Annotated in this window: 19 protein-coding genes; 16 read left to right on the top strand and 3 right to left on the bottom strand. The window is 59.6% G+C overall.

Features of this window, described 5'->3' with window-relative positions:
• Positions 1–28: 28 nt before the first annotated feature.
• The 10 genes from ftsW to ftsA all read left to right on the top strand — a co-directional run bounded on the left by ftsW (position 29) and on the right by ftsA (position 8,721).
• The gene (ftsW, locus tag QQL78_RS09310; protein WP_284372780.1) at positions 29–1,198 is read left to right on the top strand and encodes a putative lipid II flippase FtsW; all 1,170 of its coding nucleotides are present in this window, start codon (positions 29–31) and stop codon (positions 1,196–1,198) included.
• Positions 1,195–2,295, top strand: a complete 1,101-nt coding sequence (locus QQL78_RS09305) for a UDP-N-acetylglucosamine--N-acetylmuramyl-(pentapeptide) pyrophosphoryl-undecaprenol N-acetylglucosamine transferase (RefSeq protein WP_284372779.1) — start codon at positions 1,195–1,197, stop codon at positions 2,293–2,295. Before ftsW ends, QQL78_RS09305 begins: the two co-directional genes overlap by 4 nt.
• Positions 2,292–3,713 carry a UDP-N-acetylmuramate--L-alanine ligase gene (murC, locus tag QQL78_RS09300; RefSeq protein ID WP_284372777.1) on the top strand — a complete coding sequence of 474 codons (1,422 nt, stop codon included), beginning with the start codon at positions 2,292–2,294 and terminating at the stop codon, positions 3,711–3,713. Before QQL78_RS09305 ends, murC begins: the two co-directional genes overlap by 4 nt.
• Before the next feature lie 25 nt (positions 3,714–3,738).
• Positions 3,739–3,990 (top strand): DUF2484 family protein, encoded by a 252-nt coding sequence (locus QQL78_RS09295; RefSeq protein WP_284372775.1) that lies wholly within the window; start codon positions 3,739–3,741, stop codon positions 3,988–3,990.
• On the top strand, positions 3,987–4,253 hold the full coding sequence (locus tag QQL78_RS09290; protein WP_284372773.1) for a DUF2484 family protein: 267 nt from the start codon (positions 3,987–3,989) through the stop codon (positions 4,251–4,253). The genes QQL78_RS09295 and QQL78_RS09290 overlap by 4 nt, the downstream gene beginning before the upstream one ends.
• Positions 4,250–4,537 carry a hypothetical protein gene (locus tag QQL78_RS09285; protein WP_284372771.1) on the top strand — a complete coding sequence of 96 codons (288 nt, stop codon included), beginning with the start codon at positions 4,250–4,252 and terminating at the stop codon, positions 4,535–4,537. The genes QQL78_RS09290 and QQL78_RS09285 overlap by 4 nt, the downstream gene beginning before the upstream one ends.
• Positions 4,538–4,543: 6 nt before the next feature.
• Positions 4,544–5,497: a UDP-N-acetylmuramate dehydrogenase gene (murB, locus tag QQL78_RS09280; RefSeq protein ID WP_284372770.1), complete on the top strand. Its 954-nt coding sequence runs from the start codon at positions 4,544–4,546 to the stop codon at positions 5,495–5,497.
• Between the two features lie 110 nt (positions 5,498–5,607).
• A complete protein-coding gene (locus QQL78_RS09275; RefSeq protein WP_284372768.1) occupies positions 5,608–6,489 on the top strand; it encodes a D-alanine--D-alanine ligase in 882 nt (293 codons plus the stop codon).
• Positions 6,477–7,346: a cell division protein FtsQ/DivIB gene (locus QQL78_RS09270; protein ID WP_284372766.1), complete on the top strand. Its 870-nt coding sequence runs from the start codon at positions 6,477–6,479 to the stop codon at positions 7,344–7,346. The genes QQL78_RS09275 and QQL78_RS09270 overlap by 13 nt, the downstream gene beginning before the upstream one ends.
• A 40-nt stretch (positions 7,347–7,386) precedes the next feature.
• The gene (ftsA, locus tag QQL78_RS09265; protein WP_284372764.1) at positions 7,387–8,721 is read left to right on the top strand and encodes a cell division protein FtsA; all 1,335 of its coding nucleotides are present in this window, start codon (positions 7,387–7,389) and stop codon (positions 8,719–8,721) included.
• 63 nt (positions 8,722–8,784) lie between these two features.
• Here the strand turns inward: ftsA and QQL78_RS09260 are convergent, their stop codons facing one another.
• A complete protein-coding gene (locus QQL78_RS09260) occupies positions 8,785–10,407 on the bottom strand; it encodes a thiamine pyrophosphate-binding protein (RefSeq protein ID WP_284372762.1) in 1,623 nt (540 codons plus the stop codon).
• A 579-nt stretch (positions 10,408–10,986) separates the two neighbouring features.
• Here QQL78_RS09260 and ftsZ point away from each other — a divergent pair.
• From ftsZ to QQL78_RS09230, 6 genes are all read left to right on the top strand, one after another.
• Positions 10,987–12,624, top strand: a complete 1,638-nt coding sequence (ftsZ, locus tag QQL78_RS09255) for a cell division protein FtsZ (protein WP_284372760.1) — start codon at positions 10,987–10,989, stop codon at positions 12,622–12,624.
• 206 nt (positions 12,625–12,830) lie between these two features.
• Positions 12,831–13,754, top strand: a complete 924-nt coding sequence (lpxC, locus tag QQL78_RS09250) for a UDP-3-O-acyl-N-acetylglucosamine deacetylase (protein WP_284372758.1) — start codon at positions 12,831–12,833, stop codon at positions 13,752–13,754.
• Between the two features lie 212 nt (positions 13,755–13,966).
• Positions 13,967–14,839 (top strand): outer membrane protein assembly factor BamD, encoded by an 873-nt coding sequence (locus tag QQL78_RS09245; RefSeq protein ID WP_284372756.1) that lies wholly within the window; start codon positions 13,967–13,969, stop codon positions 14,837–14,839.
• Positions 14,840–14,875: 36 nt separating this feature from the next.
• Positions 14,876–16,525 carry a DNA repair protein RecN gene (recN, locus tag QQL78_RS09240; RefSeq protein ID WP_284372754.1) on the top strand — a complete coding sequence of 550 codons (1,650 nt, stop codon included), beginning with the start codon at positions 14,876–14,878 and terminating at the stop codon, positions 16,523–16,525.
• Between the two features lie 21 nt (positions 16,526–16,546).
• A complete protein-coding gene (locus QQL78_RS09235) occupies positions 16,547–18,229 on the top strand; it encodes a chloride channel protein (RefSeq protein WP_284372752.1) in 1,683 nt (560 codons plus the stop codon).
• A 157-nt stretch (positions 18,230–18,386) separates the two neighbouring features.
• On the top strand, positions 18,387–20,195 hold the full coding sequence (locus tag QQL78_RS09230) for a calcium-binding protein (protein ID WP_284372750.1): 1,809 nt from the start codon (positions 18,387–18,389) through the stop codon (positions 20,193–20,195).
• Positions 20,196–20,280: 85 nt separating this feature from the next.
• Here the strand turns inward: QQL78_RS09230 and QQL78_RS09225 are convergent, their stop codons facing one another.
• Both QQL78_RS09225 and QQL78_RS09220 read right to left on the bottom strand, forming a co-directional pair.
• A complete protein-coding gene (locus QQL78_RS09225) occupies positions 20,281–20,625 on the bottom strand; it encodes a DUF427 domain-containing protein (protein WP_284372749.1) in 345 nt (114 codons plus the stop codon).
• A 31-nt stretch (positions 20,626–20,656) separates the two neighbouring features.
• Complete coding sequence (locus tag QQL78_RS09220) at positions 20,657–22,447, bottom strand: aminopeptidase P family protein (protein WP_284372747.1); 1,791 nt, start codon at positions 22,445–22,447, stop codon at positions 20,657–20,659.
• Positions 22,448–22,488 lie beyond the last annotated feature (41 nt).

Here is a 22,488-nt window from a genome sequence, read left to right as displayed (position 1 = left end):
CAACCGAGGCAGTGTAAGGCAGACAGTCATGACAGCGATGGCGCATGGAACCGTTCGGGTAATCGACGGTGAACCGATCCTTCCAAAATGGTGGCGAACCGTAGACAGATGGGCCTTGTCCTGTGTGTTGATGTTGTTCGCTGTGGGGCTTTTGCTGGGGCTGGCAGCTTCGGTGCCTCTGGCCGAACGGAACGGATTCCAGCCGTTTCACTATGTGCAGCGTCAGGCGGTGTTCGGCAGTCTGGCGATCCTTGCGATGTTGCTGACCTCGATGATGTCGCCGCTTGTTGTAAGGCGGTTGGCGGTGATCGGTTTTCTGGTGGCCTTTGTCGCGCTGGCGCTTTTGCCGTTTCTGGGCACGGATTTTGGCAAGGGGGCAACACGCTGGTACAGCCTTGGCTTTGCCTCGATACAGCCCTCCGAATTTCTGAAGCCGGGTTTTGTGGTGGCCTCGGCCTGGATGATGGCCGCCTCGCTTGAGATTAACGGCCCGCCGGGCAAGGCCTGGTCCTTTTCCCTGTGCATTGCGATTGTGCTGATGCTGGCCTTGCAGCCTGATTTCGGGCAGGCCTGTCTGGTGTTGTTTGGCTGGGGCGTGATGTATTTCGTCGCCGGTGCGCCGATGATTTTGCTGGTTGGCATGGCCGCGATGGTGGTGATAGCGGGCACGGTGGCCTATGCCAATTCAGAACATTTCGCGCGCCGGATTGATGGTTTCCTCAGCCCGGATGTCGATCCGACAACGCAGTTGGGCTATGCCACAAATGCGATCCGCGAGGGCGGGCTGTTCGGTGTTGGTGTGGGTGAGGGCGAGGTTAAGTGGTCGCTGCCTGATGCGCATACAGATTTTATCATTGCGGTGGCCGCCGAGGAATATGGATTGGTTTTGGTCATGTGCATCATCGCGCTTTATACCATGGTTGTTGTGCGTTCGCTGCTGCGGTTGGTGCGTGAGCGTGATCCGTTTATCCGGCTGGCCGGTACAGGACTGGCCTGTATGTTTGGCGTGCAGGCAATGATCAACATGGGTGTTGCGGTGCGTTTGCTGCCGGCCAAGGGCATGACACTTCCGTTTGTCAGCTATGGCGGGTCTTCGGTGATTGCGAGCGGCATTGCAGTGGGCATGTTGCTGGCGTTCACACGCACGCGGCCACAGGGCGAGATTTCCGATATCCTGGGGCGGGGGCGCATGCGATGAAGGCACCATTGTTGATCATCGCGGCCGGTGGCACCGGGGGGCATATGTTCCCGGCGCAGTCTTTGGCCGAAGTGATGTTGGCACGTGGCTGGCGGGTCCGCCTGTCCACAGATGCACGTGGTGCACGGTATGTCGGCGGCTTCCCGGATTCGGTTGAGATTGTGCAGGTCAGTTCTGCCACTTTTGCGCGCGGCGGATTGGCGGCAAAGGCGCTGGTGCCGTTCAGGATTTTGGCTGGAACACTTGGAGCGGCCTGGCGGATGCTGCGCGACCGGCCCAGCGTTGTGGTGGGTTTTGGTGGCTACCCATCAATCCCGGCGCTGGGGGCGGCAACATTGCTGCGTCTGCCACGGATGATCCACGAACAAAACGGCGTGTTGGGCCGGGTGAACGAGTTGTTCGCCAAAAGGGTCGATAAGGTGGCTTGCGGCACATGGCCAACCGAATTGCCGGAAGGTGTTGAGGGGGCGCATGTGGGCAATCCGGTACGCGCCTCTGTGTTGGAGCGGGCCGGGGCGGGCTATATTCCGCCCGGCGATTACCCGATGGAACTGCTGGTGATGGGCGGCTCGCAAGGGGCGCGGATCCTTAGCGAAGTGGTGCCGCCTGCGATTGCCGCACTGCCGATGGATATGTTGAAAAACATCCGCGTCAGCCATCAGGCCCGCGAGGAAGACTGCGAACGGGTGACCGTGTTTTATCAGGAAAACGGGATCAGCGCGGATGTGCAGCCGTTTTTTGACGATGTGCCGCGGCGTATGTCAGAGGCGCAGCTGGTGATCACACGGGCAGGTGCCTCTACGGTTGCGGATATGTCGGTGATCGGACGCCCTTCGGTGCTGGTGCCCCTGGCCGCAGCGATCCGGGATGAACAAACCGCCAATGGGCGCGGCTTGGTCGAGGCGGGTGCGGCCGTGATGTTGACAGAACAGGAAGCGACCCCTGAAACGCTGACCGAACAGATAGAAACCATTCTCAGCATGCCAGAGGTTGCCTTGCAGATGTCCAATGCCGCTTTGTCGGTGGGCAAGCCGGAAGCCGCAGAGGCGCTGGCCGCCCTGGTTGAGAGCCTCGCAGATCAAGGAAGAAAAACATGAACGCAGCCGCCGCAACCAAACTGCCCACTGATGTGGGACCGATCCATTTTGTGGGCATTGGTGGCATTGGCATGTCGGGGATTGCCGAGGTTTTGCTGAACCATGGCTACCGCGTGCAGGGCTCTGATCTGAAAGCGTCCAAGATCACCGACCGGTTGAAGGATCTGGGTGCGACGATCTTTGAAGGGCAGCGGGCCGAGAATATCGAGGGGGCAGAGGTGATCGTGATCTCTTCCGCGATCAAACCGGGCAACGCAGAGCTTGACGCCGCGCGTCTGGCCGGGCTGCCGATTGTGCGCCGTGCTGAGATGCTGGCCGAGCTGATGCGCCTGAAATCCAACATCGCTGTGGCAGGGACACATGGCAAGACCACAACCACCACAATGGTGGCAGAACTGCTGGTTGCCGGTGGCATTGACCCCACCGTGGTGAATGGCGGGATTATTCATGCCTACGGATCAAATGCGCGGATGGGGCAGGGCGAATGGATGGTGGTGGAGGCTGACGAAAGTGACGGCACCTTTAATCGCCTGCCTGCAACCATTGCCATTGTGACGAATATCGACCCTGAACATATGGAACATTGGGGTGATTTCGACACACTGCGTCAGGGGTTTCTGGATTTCGTGTCCAACATTCCGTTTTACGGGCTGGCCGTCTGCTGCACCGATCATGAAGAAGTCCAAAAGCTGGTGGGCAAGATCACTGACCGGCGTGTGCTGACCTATGGGTTCAACGCGCAGGCGGACGTTCGGGCGGTGGGACTGCACTACAAGGCGGGCGTGGCGCATTTCGACATTCACCTTCAGGCCGAGGATGTGGTGATCGAAGATTGCGCATTGCCGATGCCCGGGGATCACAATGTGTCAAATGCCCTCGCGGCGGTGGCTGTATCGCGCCATCTGGGCATGAAACTGGAAGAGATCCGTGCCGCGCTGGCCGCCTTTGGTGGTGTGAACCGGCGTTTTACCAAAGTGGGTGAAGTCGACGGGGTGACGATCATTGATGATTACGGTCACCATCCGGTGGAGATTGCGGCGGTGCTGAAAGCAGCGCGTCAGGCGACCGAAGGGCGGGTGATTGCGGTGCATCAGCCACACCGTTATTCGCGCCTGAGCCATCATTTTGACGAGTTCTGCGCCTGTTTCAACGATGCTGATGTGGTTGGCATTGCAGAGGTGTTTTCGGCAGGTGAAGACCCGATTGAAGGGGCTTCCCGTGATGATCTGGTGGCCGGTTTGATCCGCCATGGGCACCGGCATGCCCGCAGCGTGCAGGATCAGGATGATCTGGCGCGGCTGGTGAAGGAACAGGCGGGGCCGGGGGATATGGTGGTCTGTCTGGGGGCTGGTACGATCAGCGCCTGGGCCAATGAACTGCCAAAGATCCTCGCGGCTCTCAAAGGCGCGGCTGCGTGACGGAACGCCGGGCAGAGGTGGTGCGATGACCTTGATGTTGATCTGTATCCTTTGGGTGTTTGCCTCCGCGGGCGTGGCGATGTTGCCAATGCGCCAGCAATATGTTCCCGGTGTTGCCCTGTTGATCGCAGCGCCGGTTCTGATCTTTTTCATCGGATATCTCTATGGCTGGATTCTGGCGCTCTTGGCGCTGGCCGCCTTTGTGTCGATGTTTCGCAATCCACTGAAGTTCTTCCTGGCGAAACTGCGTGGTCAAAATCCGCAGGTGCCAGAATGAGCCTGTCGTTGACCCTTGCCTGTTTCTGGGCGGTGCTGGCGAATGTTCTGGCGATGACACCCAGCCGCGACAACCATTGGCGTAACGCCTATATGTTGATTGCGGTTGGTATCCCCTTGCTGGGGTTCATCACTGCGCAACATGGTCCATGGGTTGGGCTGCTGGTGCTGGCGGCGGGGTGTTCGATCCTGCGCTGGCCGGTGATCTATCTGGGCCGGTGGCTGCGCAGCAAAGCCGGTAACTTCAAAGGCCCTGCGGCGTGAACGGACTTTGGGGCACATTGGTCGGGTTGCTGTCGCTCTGGATGGCGGCCTGTTGTTTTTGCGGATACAAGCGGCGGTTTGTTGCGTTTCTGGCGGTGTTGTTTGTTGGGCTCGCGGCCAACCTGTGCTGGATGGTGTTTGGTCTGGATGCCCGGCTGCTTGAGGTGAATGTGTTGATTGCACAGGCCTCTGCGGTGCTTTATGCGGTTTGTGCCTTTGCGATTGGCCTGTTTCTGGGGCGTATCCGGCGCAAATGGCTGGAAAGCCGTGTTGAAGGATCCTGAACACTCATGACAATAGCCAAGTTTCCGACACCGCGTGGTAAGTTGACACCGCGGCGCAGTTTGAACGATCTGACCTGGCTGCGTGTCGGTGGACCGGCAGATTATCTGCTGCAACCGGCGGATCTGGAGGATCTGCGCGGATTTCTGCGCGATTTGCCCCAAGATGTGGCGGTTTTCCCCATGGGTGTGGGCAGCAATCTGATTGTGCGCGACGGCGGGTTGCGGGCTGTTGTGGTGCGTCTGGGGCGTGGGTTCAACGGCGTCGAGATTGACGGAGAACAGGTAACAGCAGGGGCGGCGGCGCTGGATGCGCATGTGGCACGCAAGGCGGCGGATGCCGGGCTGGACCTGACCTTCCTGCGTACCATTCCGGGCAGCATCGGTGGGGCGGTGCGGATGAACGCGGGTTGTTATGGCAGTTATACGGCGGACCACCTTGTTTGCGTGCAGGTGGTGCTGCGCGATGGCACCTTGGTTACCCTGACGCCTGAGGCGCTGAATTTCCGCTACCGTCAGAGTGATTTAGCCGAAGGGGCGGTGATTGTTTCCGCGACATTTGCGCCGCCCAAGGGCGATCCGGCGGAATTGCACGCGCGTATGGAAGAGCAATTGCGCAAACGTGACGAGACCCAGCCGACCAAGGATCGCAGCGCGGGCAGCACCTTTCGCAACCCTGCCGGGTTCTCTTCTACCGGGAGGGCGGATGACGTGCACGACCTTAAGGCGTGGAAAGTTATTGACGATGCGGGGATGCGCGGGGCGACTCTGGGCGGGGCGCAGATGTCGCCAAAACATTCCAACTTTCTGATAAACACCGGCGGGGCCACTGCTGCGGATCTTGAAAACCTCGGCGAGGAGGTGCGAAAAAAGGTTTACGATACCAGCGGGATAAGGCTAGTATGGGAAATTATGCGCATTGGTGAAACCGAGGGCCCTTCCACGGCTGATCCAGAGACGTAAAATCAAGCCGGAAACCGGCAAAGACAAAGAATAAGGGCCGCAAAAGGTCCGTGTAAAAGGCAGCTAAAGTGGGTCAGTCGAGCAGACAAACCCCGACAGTGGCGGTAGTAATGGGTGGCCCCTCGGCGGAGCGCGAGGTGTCGTTGAGCACAGGCACGGCCTGTGCGGCTGCACTGCGGGAACATGGCGGATATAATGTGATCGAGGTTGATGCAGGCCGCGATCTTTGTGCCGTTCTGACAGAGATCAAACCGGACGCGGTCCTGAACTGCCTGCATGGGCGTTGGGGCGAAGATGGCTGTGTGCAGGGCCTGCTGGAGTGGATGGGCATTCCCTACACCCATTCGGGTGTCTTGGCTTCGGCGCTGGCGATGGACAAGCAGCGCAGCAAGGATGTCTACCGCGCCCATGGTTTGCCGGTTGTAGAGAGCCTTATTGCGGCTGCGGCGGATGTGCGGGCCGGGCATGTGATGCCACCGCCCTATGTGGTGAAACCAAACAATGAAGGATCCTCTGTCGGGGTGTATCTGGTGCAAGAGGCGAACAATGGTCCGCCGCAGCTGGATGATGACATGCCCAAGGAGGTGATGGTCGAGACCTTTGTGCCGGGGCGCGAGCTGACTGCAACAGTGATGGGGGACCGCGCTTTGACAGTGACGGATATCATCACCACCGGCTGGTATGACTATGATGCGAAGTACAAGGAAGGCGGGTCAAGCCACGTTGTGCCGGCGGAGGTTCCGCAAGAAATTTTTGACCTCTGTATGGAATACGCGCTGACCGCGCATCGCGCCCTGGGCTGTCGCGGCATCAGCCGTACGGATTTTCGCTGGGATGAAAGCCGGGGTGCGGCGGGCTTGATCCTGTTGGAAACCAACACCCAGCCCGGCATGACCGCCACATCACTGAGCCCTGAGCAGGGTCAGGCCGTTGGCATATCCTTCCCCGAACTATGTGCCTGGATGGTGGAGGACGCCTCATGTGGCCGCTGAACACCGTTAAAAAGCCGCAGCGTGCCGATCCTGCGCCATCGCGATGGGCATGGCGCATGCAGCGCCTGATGCTGACGCCGGGCTTTCGGCTGGCGCTGCGCGCAGGTGTGCCATTTTGTCTGACTTTGATGGCGGGCACGGTCTATCTGGCGGATGAGGGGCGTCGGGGCGCGATTACCCAGGCGGTAGCAGATGCGCGCGCCAGCATCGAAGAACGCCCGGAGTTTATGGTCAAGCTGATGGCGATTGACGGGGCAGAGGGGGCATTGGCCGCAGAGATCCGCGCGACCCTGCCGCTGGAATTCCCGCAAAGTTCGTTTGATCTGGACCTTCCTGAGTTGCGCAGCCGGATCACGGAATTGTCCGGTGTGCGTACGGCCAATGTCCGTATCAAGCCAGGTGGTATTCTGCATATTGATGTGGCCCGGCGGGTGCCGGTTGCGATCTGGCGCAATGACGAGGGTCTGGCGCTGGTGGATGAGGCCGGGGCCCATGTTGCCGATATCGCAGCGCGGGCAGAATTTCCTGAATTGCCGCTGATAGCAGGAGAAGGTGCCGAGAAACATGTGCCACAGGCGCTGACGCTGCTGAGTGCGGCGACGGCCCTTGGCGAGCGGGTGCGCGGCGTGGTGCGCATGGGCGACCGGCGCTGGGATCTGGTGCTGGACCGTGAGCAGCGGATCATGTTGCCCGAAGACCAGCCCTTGCCAGCGCTGGAGCGGGTGATCGCGTTGGAACGCGCCCAGGAGGTGCTGACGCGTGATGTGGCAATGGTAGATATGCGGCAGGGGCAACGTCCGACCATAAGGATGAACCCGGATGCAAATGAGGCCTGGTGGCAGGTCAAAACAAAATAGCGGCTCGTGAAAGAGCCGGGGCAGTGAAGGCAGTGCAATGATGAACGATCTATATGAAAGCCAGCGATCGATGCGCCACATGCGCAAGATTGCCATGCAGCGCGGTGTGGTGGCGATTTTGGATGTGGGCAGTTCCAAGATTGCCTGTTTGGTGTTGCGGTTCGATGGCGGGGACACCCTGAACGACGAAGGCACCATCGGGTCATTGGCGGGGCAGTCGGGTTTTCGGGTGATCGGGGCGGCAACGACACGCTCGCGCGGGGTTCGGTTCGGCGAGATCGAAGCGATGAACGAAACCGAACGCGCCATCCGTACGGCCTTGCAGGCGGCGCAGAAGATGGCCGGCATCCGGGTGGATCATGTGATTGCCTGTTTCTCTGGGGCAGAGCCGCGCAGCTATGGGTTGGATGCGCAGATTGATCTGGATGGGGAAACCGTATCAGAGGATGATGTCGCGCGTGTCTTGGCGGAATGTGATGTGCCCGAATACGGCGAGGGGCGCGAGGTGCTGCATGCCCAGCCGGTGAACTTTGCGCTGGATCACCGCTCGGGTTTGAGCGATCCGCGCGGCCAGCTGGGGCAGATGTTGTCGGTTGATATGCATATGCTGACGGTGGATGCCGCGGCGGTGCAACATCTGGCCCATTGTATCAAACGCTGTGATCTGGAGCTGGCGGGAATTGCGTCTTCCTCTTATGCCTCTGGCATTTCGTCGCTGGTTGAGGACGAGCAGGAATTGGGCGCGGCCTGTATCGATATGGGCGGCGGGTCGACCGGCGTGTCGATCTTTATCAAGAAACATATGATCTTTGCCGATACCGTGCGCATGGGCGGTGATCATGTGACACAGGATATTTCGCTGGGCTTGCAAGTGCCCACTGCGAATGCCGAACGGATCAAGACATTTTACGGCGGGGTGCATGCCACAGGCATGGACGACCGCGAGATGATCGAGATTGGTGGCGATACTGGTGACTATGAACATGACCGGCGCACCGCAAGCCGCGCCGAATTGATCGGCATCATGCGTCCGCGCGTTGAAGAGATCCTTGAAGAGGTCCGTGTGCGTCTGGATGCGGCGGGTTTTGACCATCTGCCCAGCCAGCAGATCGTGCTGACCGGTGGCGGCAGCCAGATCCCCGGATTGGACGGGCTTGCCAGCAAGATCTTAGGCCAGCAGGTGCGCCTTGGCCGTCCGCTGCGGGTGCATGGGTTGCCACAGGCTGCAACGGGGCCCAGCTTTGCCTCTGCTGTTGGTCTGTCGCTGTTTGCCGCACATCCGCAGGATGAATGGTGGGATTTTGACATTCCGGCGGATAAATACCCCTCGCGGTCACTGAAACGCGCCGTGAAGTGGTTCAAGGATAACTGGTAAACCGGATCAAGCCGCGATGGCCCGCGCCCCGTGATGCACGGGGCGGAAGCTATGTCTGCGCCGTCAGATGCGCATGCGCGGCACGTCGTTCGGATCGAGGCGCAATTCAATCAGGAAAGGCCCCTTGCGGGTCTTGAGTGCCTCAATCGCAGTTTCAAGCTCGGCTTCTGAATGTACCTCAATCCCGTCACCGCCCAGTGATTTGGCGATGCCCGCAAAGGACGGCCAGTTGAATTCGGTCAGGCTGGGGTCCATTTTGCGGTCGATGAACTGGATATGCTCCGCGCCATAGGCGGAGTCATTGGCAACGATGACAATCAGGTCCAGCCCAAGGCGCACAGCGGTGTTGAATTCATTGATCCCGCCCATCATGAACCCGCCATCACCGCTGAACAGCACCACAGGGCGGTCAGGGGCCGCAAGGCCCGCGCCGATGGCTTCTTGCAGGCCCAACCCGATGGCCCCGAAGTTCACGGTGCTGACAAAGCTTTGCGGATCGGGGGCAGAGATACGGCACCAGACTTCGGTCATGAAACGCCCGCCATCAGCGACCAGAATGCGGTCCTCGGGCAGGGCTTCTTCCAGCCGGGTCAGCGCATGGACAAAATTCACAAACCCCTCCGAAGTTTTCTGATTGGGGGCCGGGTGGGTTGTCAGGCTGGCGACATCCAATTCGCGGGTAAAGCCGCTGGCCGGTACTTCGGCTTCGTCCAGCCAGTAGAGAATGGTTTCCGCCGTCATGCCCGCATCCGCGATCAGTGCCGCATCCGGGTGCAGCCCGCCGCCAATGGCTTCGGGTTCAACGTCGATCTGGATGATGCGCTTGTCCTGCATCAGCTTGCCGCGATCCGTGGTGAAGTCATGCAGGGCGGTGCCGAAACAGACGATACAATCCGCCCGCGCGATCAGATCATAGGCGGCAGGGGTAGAAAGCGTGCCGAAAATGTCGATGTTATAGGGGTGGTCCTTGAACAGACCTTTTGCCTTGAGTGTGGTGGCAAGAGGGGCCTCAAGCCGGTCCGCAAGGCGGATCAGTTGAGCGCGGGCACCGATGGCACCGGCACCGGCAAGGATCAGCGGCTGGCGGGCAGAGGCGATCATGCCGATCGCTTCATCAAGGATATCGCCCTGCGCCACACCACCGGGGGCGGTGAAGACGTTCAGCACCTGCATATCGTCATTGCCTTCCTGCAGCATGAAATCGGCAGGCATGTTCAATACAATCGGACGGCGTTCCACCTGTGCGCGGTAAAAGGCGCGGGCGACATCCTTGCCCACTGTGGCGGGGGTGCGCAATTGTTCGAATCCTGCGCCTGTGGCTTTCGCCAGCTCGCGCTGGTCGATGCCTTGCAGGTGGCGCGGGTTCTCCACCGGTGTATCACCTGCCAGCACCACCAGCGGCACATGGCCCCGCGCGGCTTCGGTCAGGGCGGTCATGCAGTTGGTCAGGGCAGGGCCATGGGTCACGGTGGCCACGCCCACCTTGCCGGAGACATGCGTATAAGACAGGGCCATCAGCACCGAACTGCCCTCATGGGCGGCAGGTACAAAACGTCCGCCACAATCGCGCACAAAACTGTCGACCATAAACAGGTTCGCATCCCCCATCAGGCCGAACATGATCTCTACCCCATGTTCACGGGTGGCTTTGGCGATGGATTGATAAACATAGGGGGGCTTGGGCATGATGCTCACTCTTTTCAGCTGTTTTATCGGGAATATCAGAGGGGAGATGCGCAGAATTCGCAATTTTCCGACGGCTCGTAGGTTCTATGCGGAAAGGAAGCGATTTTTGGCGTTTGCGATGCGGGGTTTGCGCATGACGGGACGGGGATGATGGTGTGGGGCGGAAAATCAGGGAGGAACGCGCAGGTGTAAGGACGTCAATCCGCGCAGTTTCCGGCCAATTCCACGTGACAAGTGTTTTGGGAGCCTGTATTGATGGGGCAAGCGCTCTGGCCAAGATAAGGCTATAATCAATATGGGCGCGCGCGGGTCGAGCAGGGCCACGTAAATATTTGGTTGAGTCGTTTGCGTACTGTGGTTTTTGTGCGCAATGACGGCTGCCTAGTGGTTGGATCGTGCTGGACCGCAAGATTTACGCGTATCGGCGAAATCTTGCGTGAAAATACGTATTTTATCGCTGTATTTTGTGGTTTTTTCGCGGTTTTTGCGTGACCTTGCTGAATACTGTCGCTAATATTACCTGAATCTACCAAGAAAAGTGCCCGTGGGACGTGGGCTAAATCAACAGGCGGACAGCACATGACACTCAACCTTTCGATGCCCGGTCAAGAAGACCTTAAACCCCGTATCACCGTTTTCGGTGTTGGTGGTGCAGGTGGTAACGCGGTCAACAACATGATCGAAAAAGAGTTGGACGGTGTTGATTTCGTCGTGGCGAACACCGATGCGCAGGCGCTCCAGCAGGCCAAATCGGAAAACCGCGTTCAGCTCGGTATCAAGGTGACCGAAGGTCTGGGGGCGGGGGCGCGCGCCTCCGTCGGGGCTGCCGCCGCTGAAGAATCCATTGAGCAGATCGTTGACCATCTGGCGGGCGCGCATATGTGCTTTATCACTGCCGGTATGGGCGGGGGCACCGGTACAGGTGCCGCGCCGATCATCGCACAGGCGGCCCGTGAATTGGGTGTGTTGACCGTGGGCGTTGTGACCAAGCCGTTCCAGTTTGAGGGTGCCAAGCGCATGCGTCAGGCTGAGGATGGTGTTGAGGCGCTGCAGAAGGTTGTCGATACGCTAATCATCATTCCAAACCAGAACCTGTTCCGTCTGGCAAATGAAAAGACCACATTCACCGAAGCTTTCAGCCTTGCAGATGATGTTTTGTATCAAGGTGTCAAAGGTGTGACTGACCTGATGGTCCGCCCCGGCCTGATCAACCTCGACTTTGCCGATGTGCGGGCCGTGATGGATGAGATGGGCAAGGCGATGATGGGCACCGGCGAGGCCGAAGGCGAAGATCGCGCCATTCAGGCCGCCGAAAAGGCCATTGCCAACCCGCTGCTGGACGAAATCAGCCTGCGCGGCGCCAAGGGCGTGTTGATCAACATCACCGGTGGCGACGACCTGACCCTGTTCGAACTGGACGAAGCGGCCAACCGTATTCGCGAAGAAGTCGATCCAGAGGCCAATATCATCGTCGGTTCTACCATGGACGACAAGCTGGGTGGCATGATGCGGGTTTCCGTTGTCGCCACCGGCATTGACGCCACGGATGTGAACACCGAAATGCCGGTGCCGCGCCGTTCCATGAGCCAGCCTCTGCGTCAGCAGACCCGTGTAGAAGAAGCCGCTGAAGCAGCACCTGCTGCTGCCACTGTGGCCGCGGTTGCAGATAAAGACGAAGAGCAGACAGCGCTTTTTGAAGATCTGGACGTGCAGCGTACAGCCGCACAGGAGCAGGCCGAAGACATCTTTGATGATGAGGATGCCGCATCTGATGATCTGCCGCCGCCGGCCTATCAGCCTCAGGTTGCCGCCTTTGAGCCGCGTTTCGAGGATGACATCGAAGCAGAGCCAGAAGCCTATGTGGCACCACGCGCACCGGCACCGGGCACACCATCCCCCGAGGCACTTGCGCGGTTGCGCGCCGCTGCGCAGAAGGCCAACCCTGAACAACCGCAGCAGCAACAGCGCCCGGCAGCCGCCGCGGCACCCGCTGGTGGTCAGGCCGGGGGCGAAAAGCCACGCTTTGGCATCAATTCGCTGATCAACCGGATGACCGGTCATGCGGATGGTGAAGCGGCGCCGCGCCCCGCCCGCCAACAGCCGCCAGTGCAGCAGCAGCAGCCCCGCGTGGCCGCCGCACCAAAACCTGCACAGGAGCAAGACCCGGACCAGGAGCGCATCGAAATCCCTGCATTCCTGCGTCGTCAGGCAAACTAATCGGCTGAAAATTGTGAAATTGGGGTCGCCCTTGGGCGGCCCTTTTTCGTTTTACGTCATAGGGTTAAGCTGAGGCAGGCGCTATTGCGCCCATTTGTTTCAGCCATGTTTCAGTCCGTTACAAAGATTGAGTTGAGGATTCTCCCACCGCAGCCTATCTGCATTAACACATTAGACATTGATCTATGATCCGAGAGCGAGTGCGCGTGCAGACAACCATCAAATCAGCGATCAGTTTTACTGGTAAAGGCCTGCATTCCGGTGCGCCTGCGACAGTAACCGTGCGTCCTGCGGGCGTTCATCATGGTATCTGGTTTTCGCGCAGCGATGTTTCCGTCGGGGACCGCATGATTCCGGCGCGCTGGGATGCGGTGAACCGTTCCCCGCTGTGTACCAAGCTGGAAAACACCGCAGGTTTGTCAATTTCAACGGTTGAGCATCTGATGGCGGCTCTTGCAGGCTGCGGCATCCATAACGCGCTGATCGAGATTGACGGCCCCGAAGTGCCGATTCTCGACGGTTCTGCGATCCCCTTTGTGCGGGGCTTTATGCAGCGCGGTATTCGCGTTCTGGCGGCCCCTGTGATGGCCTTTGAGGTGATGCAGACTGTCAGCGTGACCGAAGGGGATGCCACGGCGACGTTGGCCCCCTCTGACACGCTGCGGATTGATTTCGAGATTGATTTCACCGATGCGGCGATTGGTAAGCAGAAAAAGTCGCTGGTGATGAATAACGGTTCTTTTGCCCGCGAGTTGTGTGACAGCCGTACCTTCTGCCGCCAGGCGGATGTGGTGGCGATGCAGGCCAATGGTCTGGCGCTTGGCGGGGACTCCGGTGAAAATGCGGTGGTGTTTGATGGGGACCGTGTGGTCAGCCCCGGTGGCCTGCGCCACGCGGATGAACCCGTGCGCCACAAGATGCTGGATGCTTTGGGTGATCTGGCCTTGGCCGGTGCGCCATTGTTGGGCCATTACACTGGCCTGCGGGCAGGGCATTCGCTGACCAATACATTGTTGCGCAAGCTGTTTGCTACCCCCGGTGCCGTGCGTATGGTGGAATGTGACGCGGCGATGGCACAGCGCCTGCCGGGCTATGGGCTGGTCTGGGATGAAATCCCACAGGTTGCCTGAACCCGCTGATGCGGTGCTGCGGCTCTTGAAACTCCATATTTTCAGATGTATTTCTTTGAAATCATCGCTGTTGGGTGGTGTGGTCTTGGTGAATAGTTGATGTCGGCCATGGATGTGGCGCAATCGGCATTTTGCATTCCAGATTAATGTGCTAGCAAGTGGTCAATAACGGTTGAAAAGACCATGGGTGTGAAGATGCAAGAGGTTCGGGCATGAGCGGGACAGGATCCACCACAAAGGTGATCGGTGCAATGCTTGTTGTGGCCAGCCTTGCGGCATGTGGCGGCAGCCGAAATGCAGGGTTGGTGGGCGGTAGCCTGCTGAATCCGCAGGAAATCCCGCTTGAAACCTATTCAGCCGAACAGATTTTTGAACGTGGCGAATACGAGTTGAACCGCAAGCAGGCGGGCGAGGCGGCGTTCTACTTCTCAGAGATCGAGCGGCTTTACCCCTATTCAGATTGGGCGCGGCGGGCCTTGATCATGCAGGCATTTGCCTATCACCGTGATCAGGACTACCCGAATTCACGTTCTTCTGCGCAGCGGTTTATTGATTTTTACCCTGATGATGATGATGCCGCCTATGCGCAATATCTGCTCGCGCTGAGCTATTATGACCAGATTGACGAAGTGGGCCGCGATCAGGGGCTGACCTTTCAGGCGTTGCAGTCGCTGCGCACGGTGATTGAGAACTATCCTGACAGCGAATACGCCAAATCTGCGATCCTGAAGTTCGATCTGGCCTTCGACCATCTGGCTGGTAAGGAAATGGAGATCGGGCGCTATTACCTGAAGCGCGATCATTATACCGCCGCCATCAACCGGTTCCGCGTTGTGGTCGAGGATTTTCAGACAACAACCCACACCGCCGAGGCGCTGCACCGGTTGGTCGAATCTTACCTGTCTCTGGGCCTGACACATGAGGCACAGACAGCGGGGGCCATTCTGGGTCATAACTTCCAATCGACCGAATGGTATGAAGACAGCTATAAATTGCTGACCGGTCGTGGCCTTGAGCCGGCGTTCTTTAAGGACAATTGGCTGGCTGCGCTGTATCGCCAGACGATCAAGGGTGAGTGGTTGTAGGAACGGTGGGTTTCACCCACCCTACGGGATAAGCACATGCTGCGCGGCCTTGATATTTCTGACATGCTGATCATTGACCGGTTGGAACTTAGCTTTCAGCCGGGATTGAATGTTCTGACCGGCGAAACCGGTGCGGGCAAGTCTATCCTTTTGGATTCACTGGGTTTTGTTCTGGGCTGGCGTGGGCGTGCCGATCTGGTGCGACAAGGGGCAGCACAGGGGGAAGTCACCGCCTGGTTTGATCTGCCCGAGGGGCATCCGGCGCATGCTGTCTTGCAAGAGGCTGGGTTGCCTGACGGTGACGAGCTGATCCTGCGCCGGATTAATACGGCGGAGGGGCGCAAGACTGCATGGGTTAATGACCGGCGCTGTTCAGGTGAGGTGCTGCGGGCGCTGTCGGAAACCTTGGTTGAATTACATGGGCAACATGATGATCGCGGATTGCTGAACCCACGCGGGCACCGGGCGATATTGGATGAATTTGCCAGTACCGGTGCGACGAAAGAGAAAGTACGCAAGGCATGGGCGGCCCTTGGGGCGGCCCGCAAAGCAGCGGCAGAGGCGGCAGCAGAGCGCGAGGCGATCAAGGCCGAGGAAGAGTTTCTGCGCCATGCGGTGGCCGAGCTGGAAAAGCTTGGGCCGCAGGAAGGTGAAGAGGCGGCATTGGACGTCAGACGCCGTCAGATGCAGGGTGCGGAAAAGATCCGCGCTGATGTGGTCAACGCCTATGAGATGATGGGACAAAACGGGGCAGAGCGCAGTCTGGGGGACGCGATGCGTTGGCTTGACGGGGCGGCGGCACGGGCCGAAGGGGCATTGGAAGCGCCGATGGCTGCCTTGGGCCGTGCGATGGTTGAGCTGGACGAAGCGATGTCGGGCGTGGCTGATGCGATGGATCAGATGACCTTCAACCCGCTGGAGCTGGAAGAGACCGAGGAACGCCTGTTTGCCATCCGTGCCATGGCGCGTAAGCATGACATTGCCCCTGATGAGCTAGCGGGATTTGCCAGCACCCTGCGGGGCAAGTTGGACGCGCTGGATGCGGGTGAGGCGGCCAAAGCAGGGTTTGATCAGGCGGTGCGCGCGGCGGAAGCCTCCTATGACACAGCGGCCAAGGCCTTGACTGCCGCGCGGCAGAAAGCAGCCCGAAAGCTGGACAAGGCGGTGTCGGGTGAACTGGCCCCGCTCAAGATGGAACGCGCGGTTTTTGAAACGCAGATCACGGTTGAACCGGACGGCCCCGATGGGCGCGACGCGGTCAGCTTTACTGTGGCGACGAATCCGGGCGCACCTGCGGGGCCGCTGGGCAAGATTGCCTCGGGCGGGGAGCTGAGCCGGTTCCTGCTGGCGCTAAAGGTCTGTCTGACACAGGGGCAGAACGGGCTGACGATGATTTTTGACGAGATTGACCGTGGTGTCGGCGGGGCAACAGCGGATGCCGTTGGGCGCCGCCTGTCCGCGCTGGCGGGGGAGGGGCAGGTCTTGGTTGTTACCCATAGCCCGCAGGTCGCTGCCCTTGGCGCGCATCACTGGCGGGTAGAAAAGGCCGTCAGCAAAGGGGTGACCACATCCAATGTTGTGCCGCTATCCGCGCCTGAGCGGGTGGATGAGGTCGCGCGGATGCTGGCCGGTGACACGATCACCGATGCGGCCCGAGCGGCGGCAGAGGCATTGCTGGCCGGGTGATGGCAGGGGGGCGCGCATAAGATGAGCGAGCCCGGCTTTATTGCCCAGCAACTGGACATGGCCACAACCTCTTGCAAGAAGGGCTGGCAGGTGATCCGCCATCGCGGCCCCGGCAAAATTACCTTTTGGTTCATTGCTCTGCTGATCGGGATTGCCGCAGGTTTCGCCGCCTTGTTGTTTCGCAAGGGGATCAACCTGTTGCAATCGACCTGGTACGGCACCGATGACGTCAAGAACCTGCATACATTTATCAGCGGGCTGGAATGGTATTGGGTTGTCCTGATTCCGACCATTGGGGGGCTGGCTGTTGGATTGATCCTGCATCACTTCACCCATGATGCGCGGGCGCGGTCGGTTGGTGATGTCATCCTTGGCGCGGCGATGCACGACGGGCGGGTTGAAACCAAAGCCGGGGTCGCCTCTGCCTTTGCCTCACTGATCACCCTGTCCACGGGGGGCTCATCAGGACGTGAGGGGCCGGTGGTGCATATCGTCGGGGTGATTTCCACCTGGGTCAGCGAAAAGATCAATGCCGACGGGATTACCGGACGGGATTTGCTGGGCTGCGCGGTGGCGGCGGGGGTCTCGGCCTCTTTCAACGCACCGATTGCGGGGGCGCTCTTTGCGCTTGAGGTGGTGTTGCGCCATTTTGCGGTACATGCTTTCGCGCCGATTGTTATTGCCTCTGTTGCCGGCACGGTGATCAACCGGATCGAGTTCGGCGGGGTGACGGAATTTGTTCTGCCGACCTATGGTGATTTGCAGTTCTACGTTGAATTGCCGGCCTTTTTGCTGCTGGGGTTGACCTGTGGCATCGTTGCTGTTGCCCTGATGCGCAGTATTTTCTGGGCCGAGGATCTGGGAAATCTTGTGCAGACCCGTACCGGCTGGCCGCGCTGGCTGCGTCCGGCGGTGGCGGGGGCGCTCTTGGGGGTGCTGGCGCTGTGGTTTCCGCATATCATCGGGGTCGGCTACGAAACCATGTCGCTGGCGCTGATGGGGCAGTTGACCTTTAACGAGGTTGTTGTCTTTGCCATTCTCAAGGTCACCGCCGTTGCCATTACCTTGGGCGGGCGCATGGGGGGCGGGGTGTTCTCTCCATCGCTGATGATCGGTGCATTGACCGGGCTTGGCTTTGGTCTGGTGGCGACGGGGGTGTTTCCTGATGTTTCCGGCTCTTCCTCGCTTTACGCTCTGGCGGGCATGGGGGCGGTCGCGGCGGCGGTTCTGGGGGCACCCATTTCCACCACCCTGATCGTGTTTGAAATGACCGGAGACTGGCAGACAGGGCTGGCGGTGATGGTGGCGGTCAGCATGTCTACCGCGCTGGCCAGCCGGATCGTCGACCGCAGTTTTTTCCTGACCCAGATGGAACGGCGCGGGATTCACCTTGCGGCCGGGCCACAGGCCTATCTTTTGGCGATGTTCATGGTGGCGCGGATCATGCGCCGCCCTGATGATCCGAATGCGGCGGATGAGGCGGAATGCTGGGCGCTGATTGATGCAGGCACCTATATCGACGGCGCGGCCACGCTGGAAGCGGCCATGCCGATGTTCGAGGCCAGCGGTGCCCCCCGGTTTATACCCGTGGTCACCCTGTCAGTGGGAGCCCCGCCCGAGCTGTTGGGCGCGGTTTTTCATGTGGATGCGTTGAAAGCGTATAACCGCGCCTTGGCGGCGACGGCTGCCGAAGAACACTCTTAATAACACGCTTAAGTTTTAGTTAAGTATTTCAGATCATTGTAGATGAAGCCGCCGCTTCCCTGCTGGGCCTGTGATTTTCCCGGGTCAGGCAGGGCGCGTACCGTTTGTACGGGGTGGTTGCAATGATGGTTTATTCAATTTCGGGAGCCGTGCTGCCATGCTCGCCTATGTTTTACTGCCGATGATCGGTCTTGGTCTTCTTGCGTCTTTTGTGGGCATTGAGGAAGACGACAATGCCTCTGTTGTGACGCCGCCGTCCGGCGACCCTGATCCGGTTGAGGGGACCACGAGCAATGACTTTATGATCGGGACCGGTGGCAATGACCTTTTAAGCGGTATGGATGGTGATGATGCGCTGCACGGATCGGCGGGGGATGACACGCTTATTGGCGGGGCGGGCAATGATCTGGTCATTGGCAGCCAGGGCGACGACCAGCTGTTGGGACGCACCGGGGATGACACGCTTTGGGGCCGGGATGGCGATGATCGCATGAACGGCAGCTTTGGCAACGATGTGATGCGCGGCGATGAAGGTGATGACGTGCTGCGCGGGGGCAAGGGGGATGATGTGCTGCTGGGGGGCGCAGGAGACGATGCGCTGATCGGCAATCTGGGCAATGACCTGATTGAAACCGGAAATGGTGCGGATACGGTGTATGGTGGCAGCGGCAATGACCTGATTACCGGCTATCAACTGCCGGTCGCGGACGGATTTGCGGCGGGTGAGGATGATCTGCTGCCCGATGAATTGAATGGCGGCAGCGGGGATGACACGATCACCGGCAATGACGGTGATACGGTGTCCGGCGGCTTGGGCGCGGATTTGATCCGTACCATAGGATTTGATCAGGAAGAGGGCGGCGGTGTCATTGTGACAGATTTTGATCCGGTTGAGGACATGTTGTTGCTTGCGGTCAGTGCAGGTCCCGAATTGTCACTGGACCCGGCGGATGATCGGATTTCGGTAGCGCAGGATGCCAATGGGTCAGACAGCAATGTGTTTCTGGATGATCAGCTGGTGGCGGTGCTGCGCGATACAGACGCGGAGGTCTTGGCGGCGGATCTCTCATGGTTGGCCAATATCGAGGAAGATCCGGCAGCCGCGCCGGTGCTTGGCACTGCGGGGGATGATACGCTTGCCGGATCAGGCGCTGCGGACGACATCAATGGTGCGGCGGGCGATGATGTGATCCGCGGGTTCGGGGCGGATGACACAATTCGTGGCGGAACCGGTGATGATTTCGTGATCGCAGGTGCGGGGAATGACGCGCTGGGGGGAGAGGTTGGCGATGACACGCTCTGGGGAATGCTTGGCGATGACCGGATGGATGGTGGCAACGGCAATGATGTGGTAAACGGCGACGCCGGTGACGATTTCATTAATGGCGGACGGGGCAGTGATGCGCTGCGTGGCGGGGCGGGTGATGACAGCCTGAACGGTGGCAACGACAATGACGTGATCTTTGCGGGTACCGGTGCTGATCTGGTCCATGGCGATGATGGCAATGACCGGATCACCGGTTTTCAGGAACTGTCCACAGCTGTCGATCATCTGGGGCTGGATGATGGTGCACCGGATACGCTGTATGGTGGCAACGGCAGTGATACGATCACCGCAAATGACGGTGATCTGGTTATCGGCGGCATGGGCGCGGATGTGATCCGGGCACTGGGGGTGGGACAGGTCGATCAGGCTGCGGTGATTGTCACCGATTTTGATCCTTCCGAAGATGTGCTGATGTTGGTTGGTCCGGACGGTGCAGATGCGGAAATCACTGATGGTGAGAACCTGCTGCTGCGCTCTGCACTGGAGGGCACCAGCACCGAAGTTGTCTATCGCGGGGAGGTGATGGCACTGTTGCAGGGCACACCGCCCGGCAGGCTTAGCCTGGCACAACCCTGGTTTGGCAATGTCTTTGCCCTGCCAGCGGTTTCTGCAGCGACCAGCTCCACGGTGGCGGCGTAATGGCATTCATCATGAAAATGCGCCGCTGCGGGCCGAGCTCCTGTGGCGGAGTTAGACCCTTTGGCACGCAGCGCGCCAACGGCGATTAAATTTGCTCTACGGCGATTTCATCAATGTCGTAAAACGCCATATACCCCTTGATTTCGGCCACCGCATCTTTTGGGTCCTCGTAGGACCAGACCGCATCCTTCAACGTCCGACTTTTGGTCACCACCGAATAATGGCTGGCATCCCCTTTGTGCGGACAGTGGCTGGTCTTGTCACTGGCATCCAGAAACGCCATGGCAATGTCACCGCGTGGGAAATAGATCACCGGGGGATAGGCCCCTTCGGACAAGACAAGTGCGGCGTCGGTTTCGCCCAGAACGGCCCCACCGGCACGCACAGTCCAGGACCCAGATGCTTTGGTGATTGTAATGTCATTGCCCATATATTTCCCCCTCAAATCGGTGTCGCGCAAGTCAAAGCGGCGCTGTTGCGTCATCCAACCATAGTTTTGTTTCGGGCGATACCCGTGGGCCGATCTTTTCCGCCACAAGCGCATGATAGCTGTTGAGCCAGTCCAGAGCTTCTGCGTCCAGCAGGCTGACGTCAATCAGCCGCCGGTCGATGGGGGCAAAGGACAGGGTTTCCCAATGCAACATCGCACGGTGATCATCACCACCAGCAAGGGCAGGGGCCGTGCGCACCACCAGCAGATTTTCGATGCGGATGCCAAAGGCCCCTTCGCGGTAATAGCCCGGTTCATTGCTCAGGATCATCCCCGCCTGTAACGGCACCTGACTGATCCGGCTTAACCGCTGCGGTCCTTCATGCACGCTAAGGTAAGCGCCGACACCATGGCCCAGACCATGATCAAAGTCCTGTCCGGCCAGCCAGAGCGGCATGCGCCCGATGGCCTCGATGTGGCAACCGGCAAGGCCCACGGGCCAGCGCAGCCTGCTCATGGCAATCATCCCAGCGAGGACACGGGTGAAAGCCGCCTTGGCCTCTGCCGGAGGGGTGCCGATGGCCAGCGTGCGGGTGATGTCGGTGGTGCCGTCAAGATATTGGCCGCCGGAATCAAGCACGATCAACTGGCCCTCTTCGAGCCTGCTGTCGGTTTCTTCCGTCACACGATAATGCATGATTGCGCCATTCGGACCGGTCCCGGCAATGGTTTCGAAACTGATGTCCTGCAAGGCGTTGTCCTTGCGTCTTGCGGCTTCCAGCTGGCCCACAACCTGCGTTTCGGTCACGCTGCCCGCAGGTTGCGCATCAAGCCATGCCAGCAACTCACACAGGGCTGCCCCGTCGCGCAGATGCGCCTGCGCAGAGCCTCGGATTTCGGCAGCATTCTTGCAAGCCTTGGGCAGGGCGCAGGGGTCTGCCCCCCAGACCGCCGCATCCGCCAATCGGTCGGCCACGATCACCGGTGCCGTTTGTTTGTCCACCCGCACCGGAGCTTTCAATGTCTGGACCATGTCCAGAAACGCCTCCGGCGGATGGCAGCGTACTTCTGGACCCAAATGATCCTCCAACCCGTCCAGTTTGGCCGTCGCCATGAACAAATCCACCGTTGCATCATCATGCAGCAGCGCAAACCCATGGGCCACCGGATTGCGCGCAATGTCTGCGCCGCGGATGTTCAGCAACCAGTTATGGCTGTCGGGCAGGGTGATGACAGCCGCCTTCTGGCCTGCCTCCTGCAAGGTCAGGGCCAGCCGTTTGCGCTTTTCTTCATGGGTTTCACCCGCAAACTCAAGGGGATGAACCTTGGCTGCCGCCATCGGCGGGGCCGGCTGATCTTCCCAGATGTGGTCGACAAGATTGACACAGGGGCGCAGGGTGATGCCCGTCCCCTTTAATGTCTCTTCGGCCTGTGCGATTTGATCAGGGGTGTGCAGCCAGGCATCAAATCCAACAGTGCCCCCCGCAGGCAATTGTTCTTTCAGCCAATCCCCCAGAGATACCTCAGGCCATGGAACCGGTGTAAACTCCGCCGCAACCTGTGCTTTGACCTGGGTACGATAGCGCCCGTCGATGAAGACACCAGCCACATCGCGCAACACAGCGCAGAACCCCGCTGATCCGGTGAACCCGGTCAACCAGGCAAGGCGGTCATCATGGGCAGCGACATATTCGCCCTGATGCGCATCAGCGCGGGGCACCAAAAACCCGTCCAGCCCCTCAACACCCAATTCAGCGCGCAGCGCCGACAGCCGTGGCGGCCCCTGTTCCGGCCTCGCGGTGACCTCGAAACTCTGGAACATCCGCCCCTCCTTCATCTTGCCTTTAAACTCAATTCCACGGG

This window comes from Sulfitobacter pacificus (genome assembly GCF_030159975.1).
GTDB classification, from domain to species: Bacteria; Pseudomonadota; Alphaproteobacteria; order Rhodobacterales; family Rhodobacteraceae; genus Sulfitobacter; species Sulfitobacter pacificus.
The sequence above is the reverse complement of the archived record's forward strand: the minus strand, read 5'-3'. Positions and strand labels throughout refer to the sequence as shown.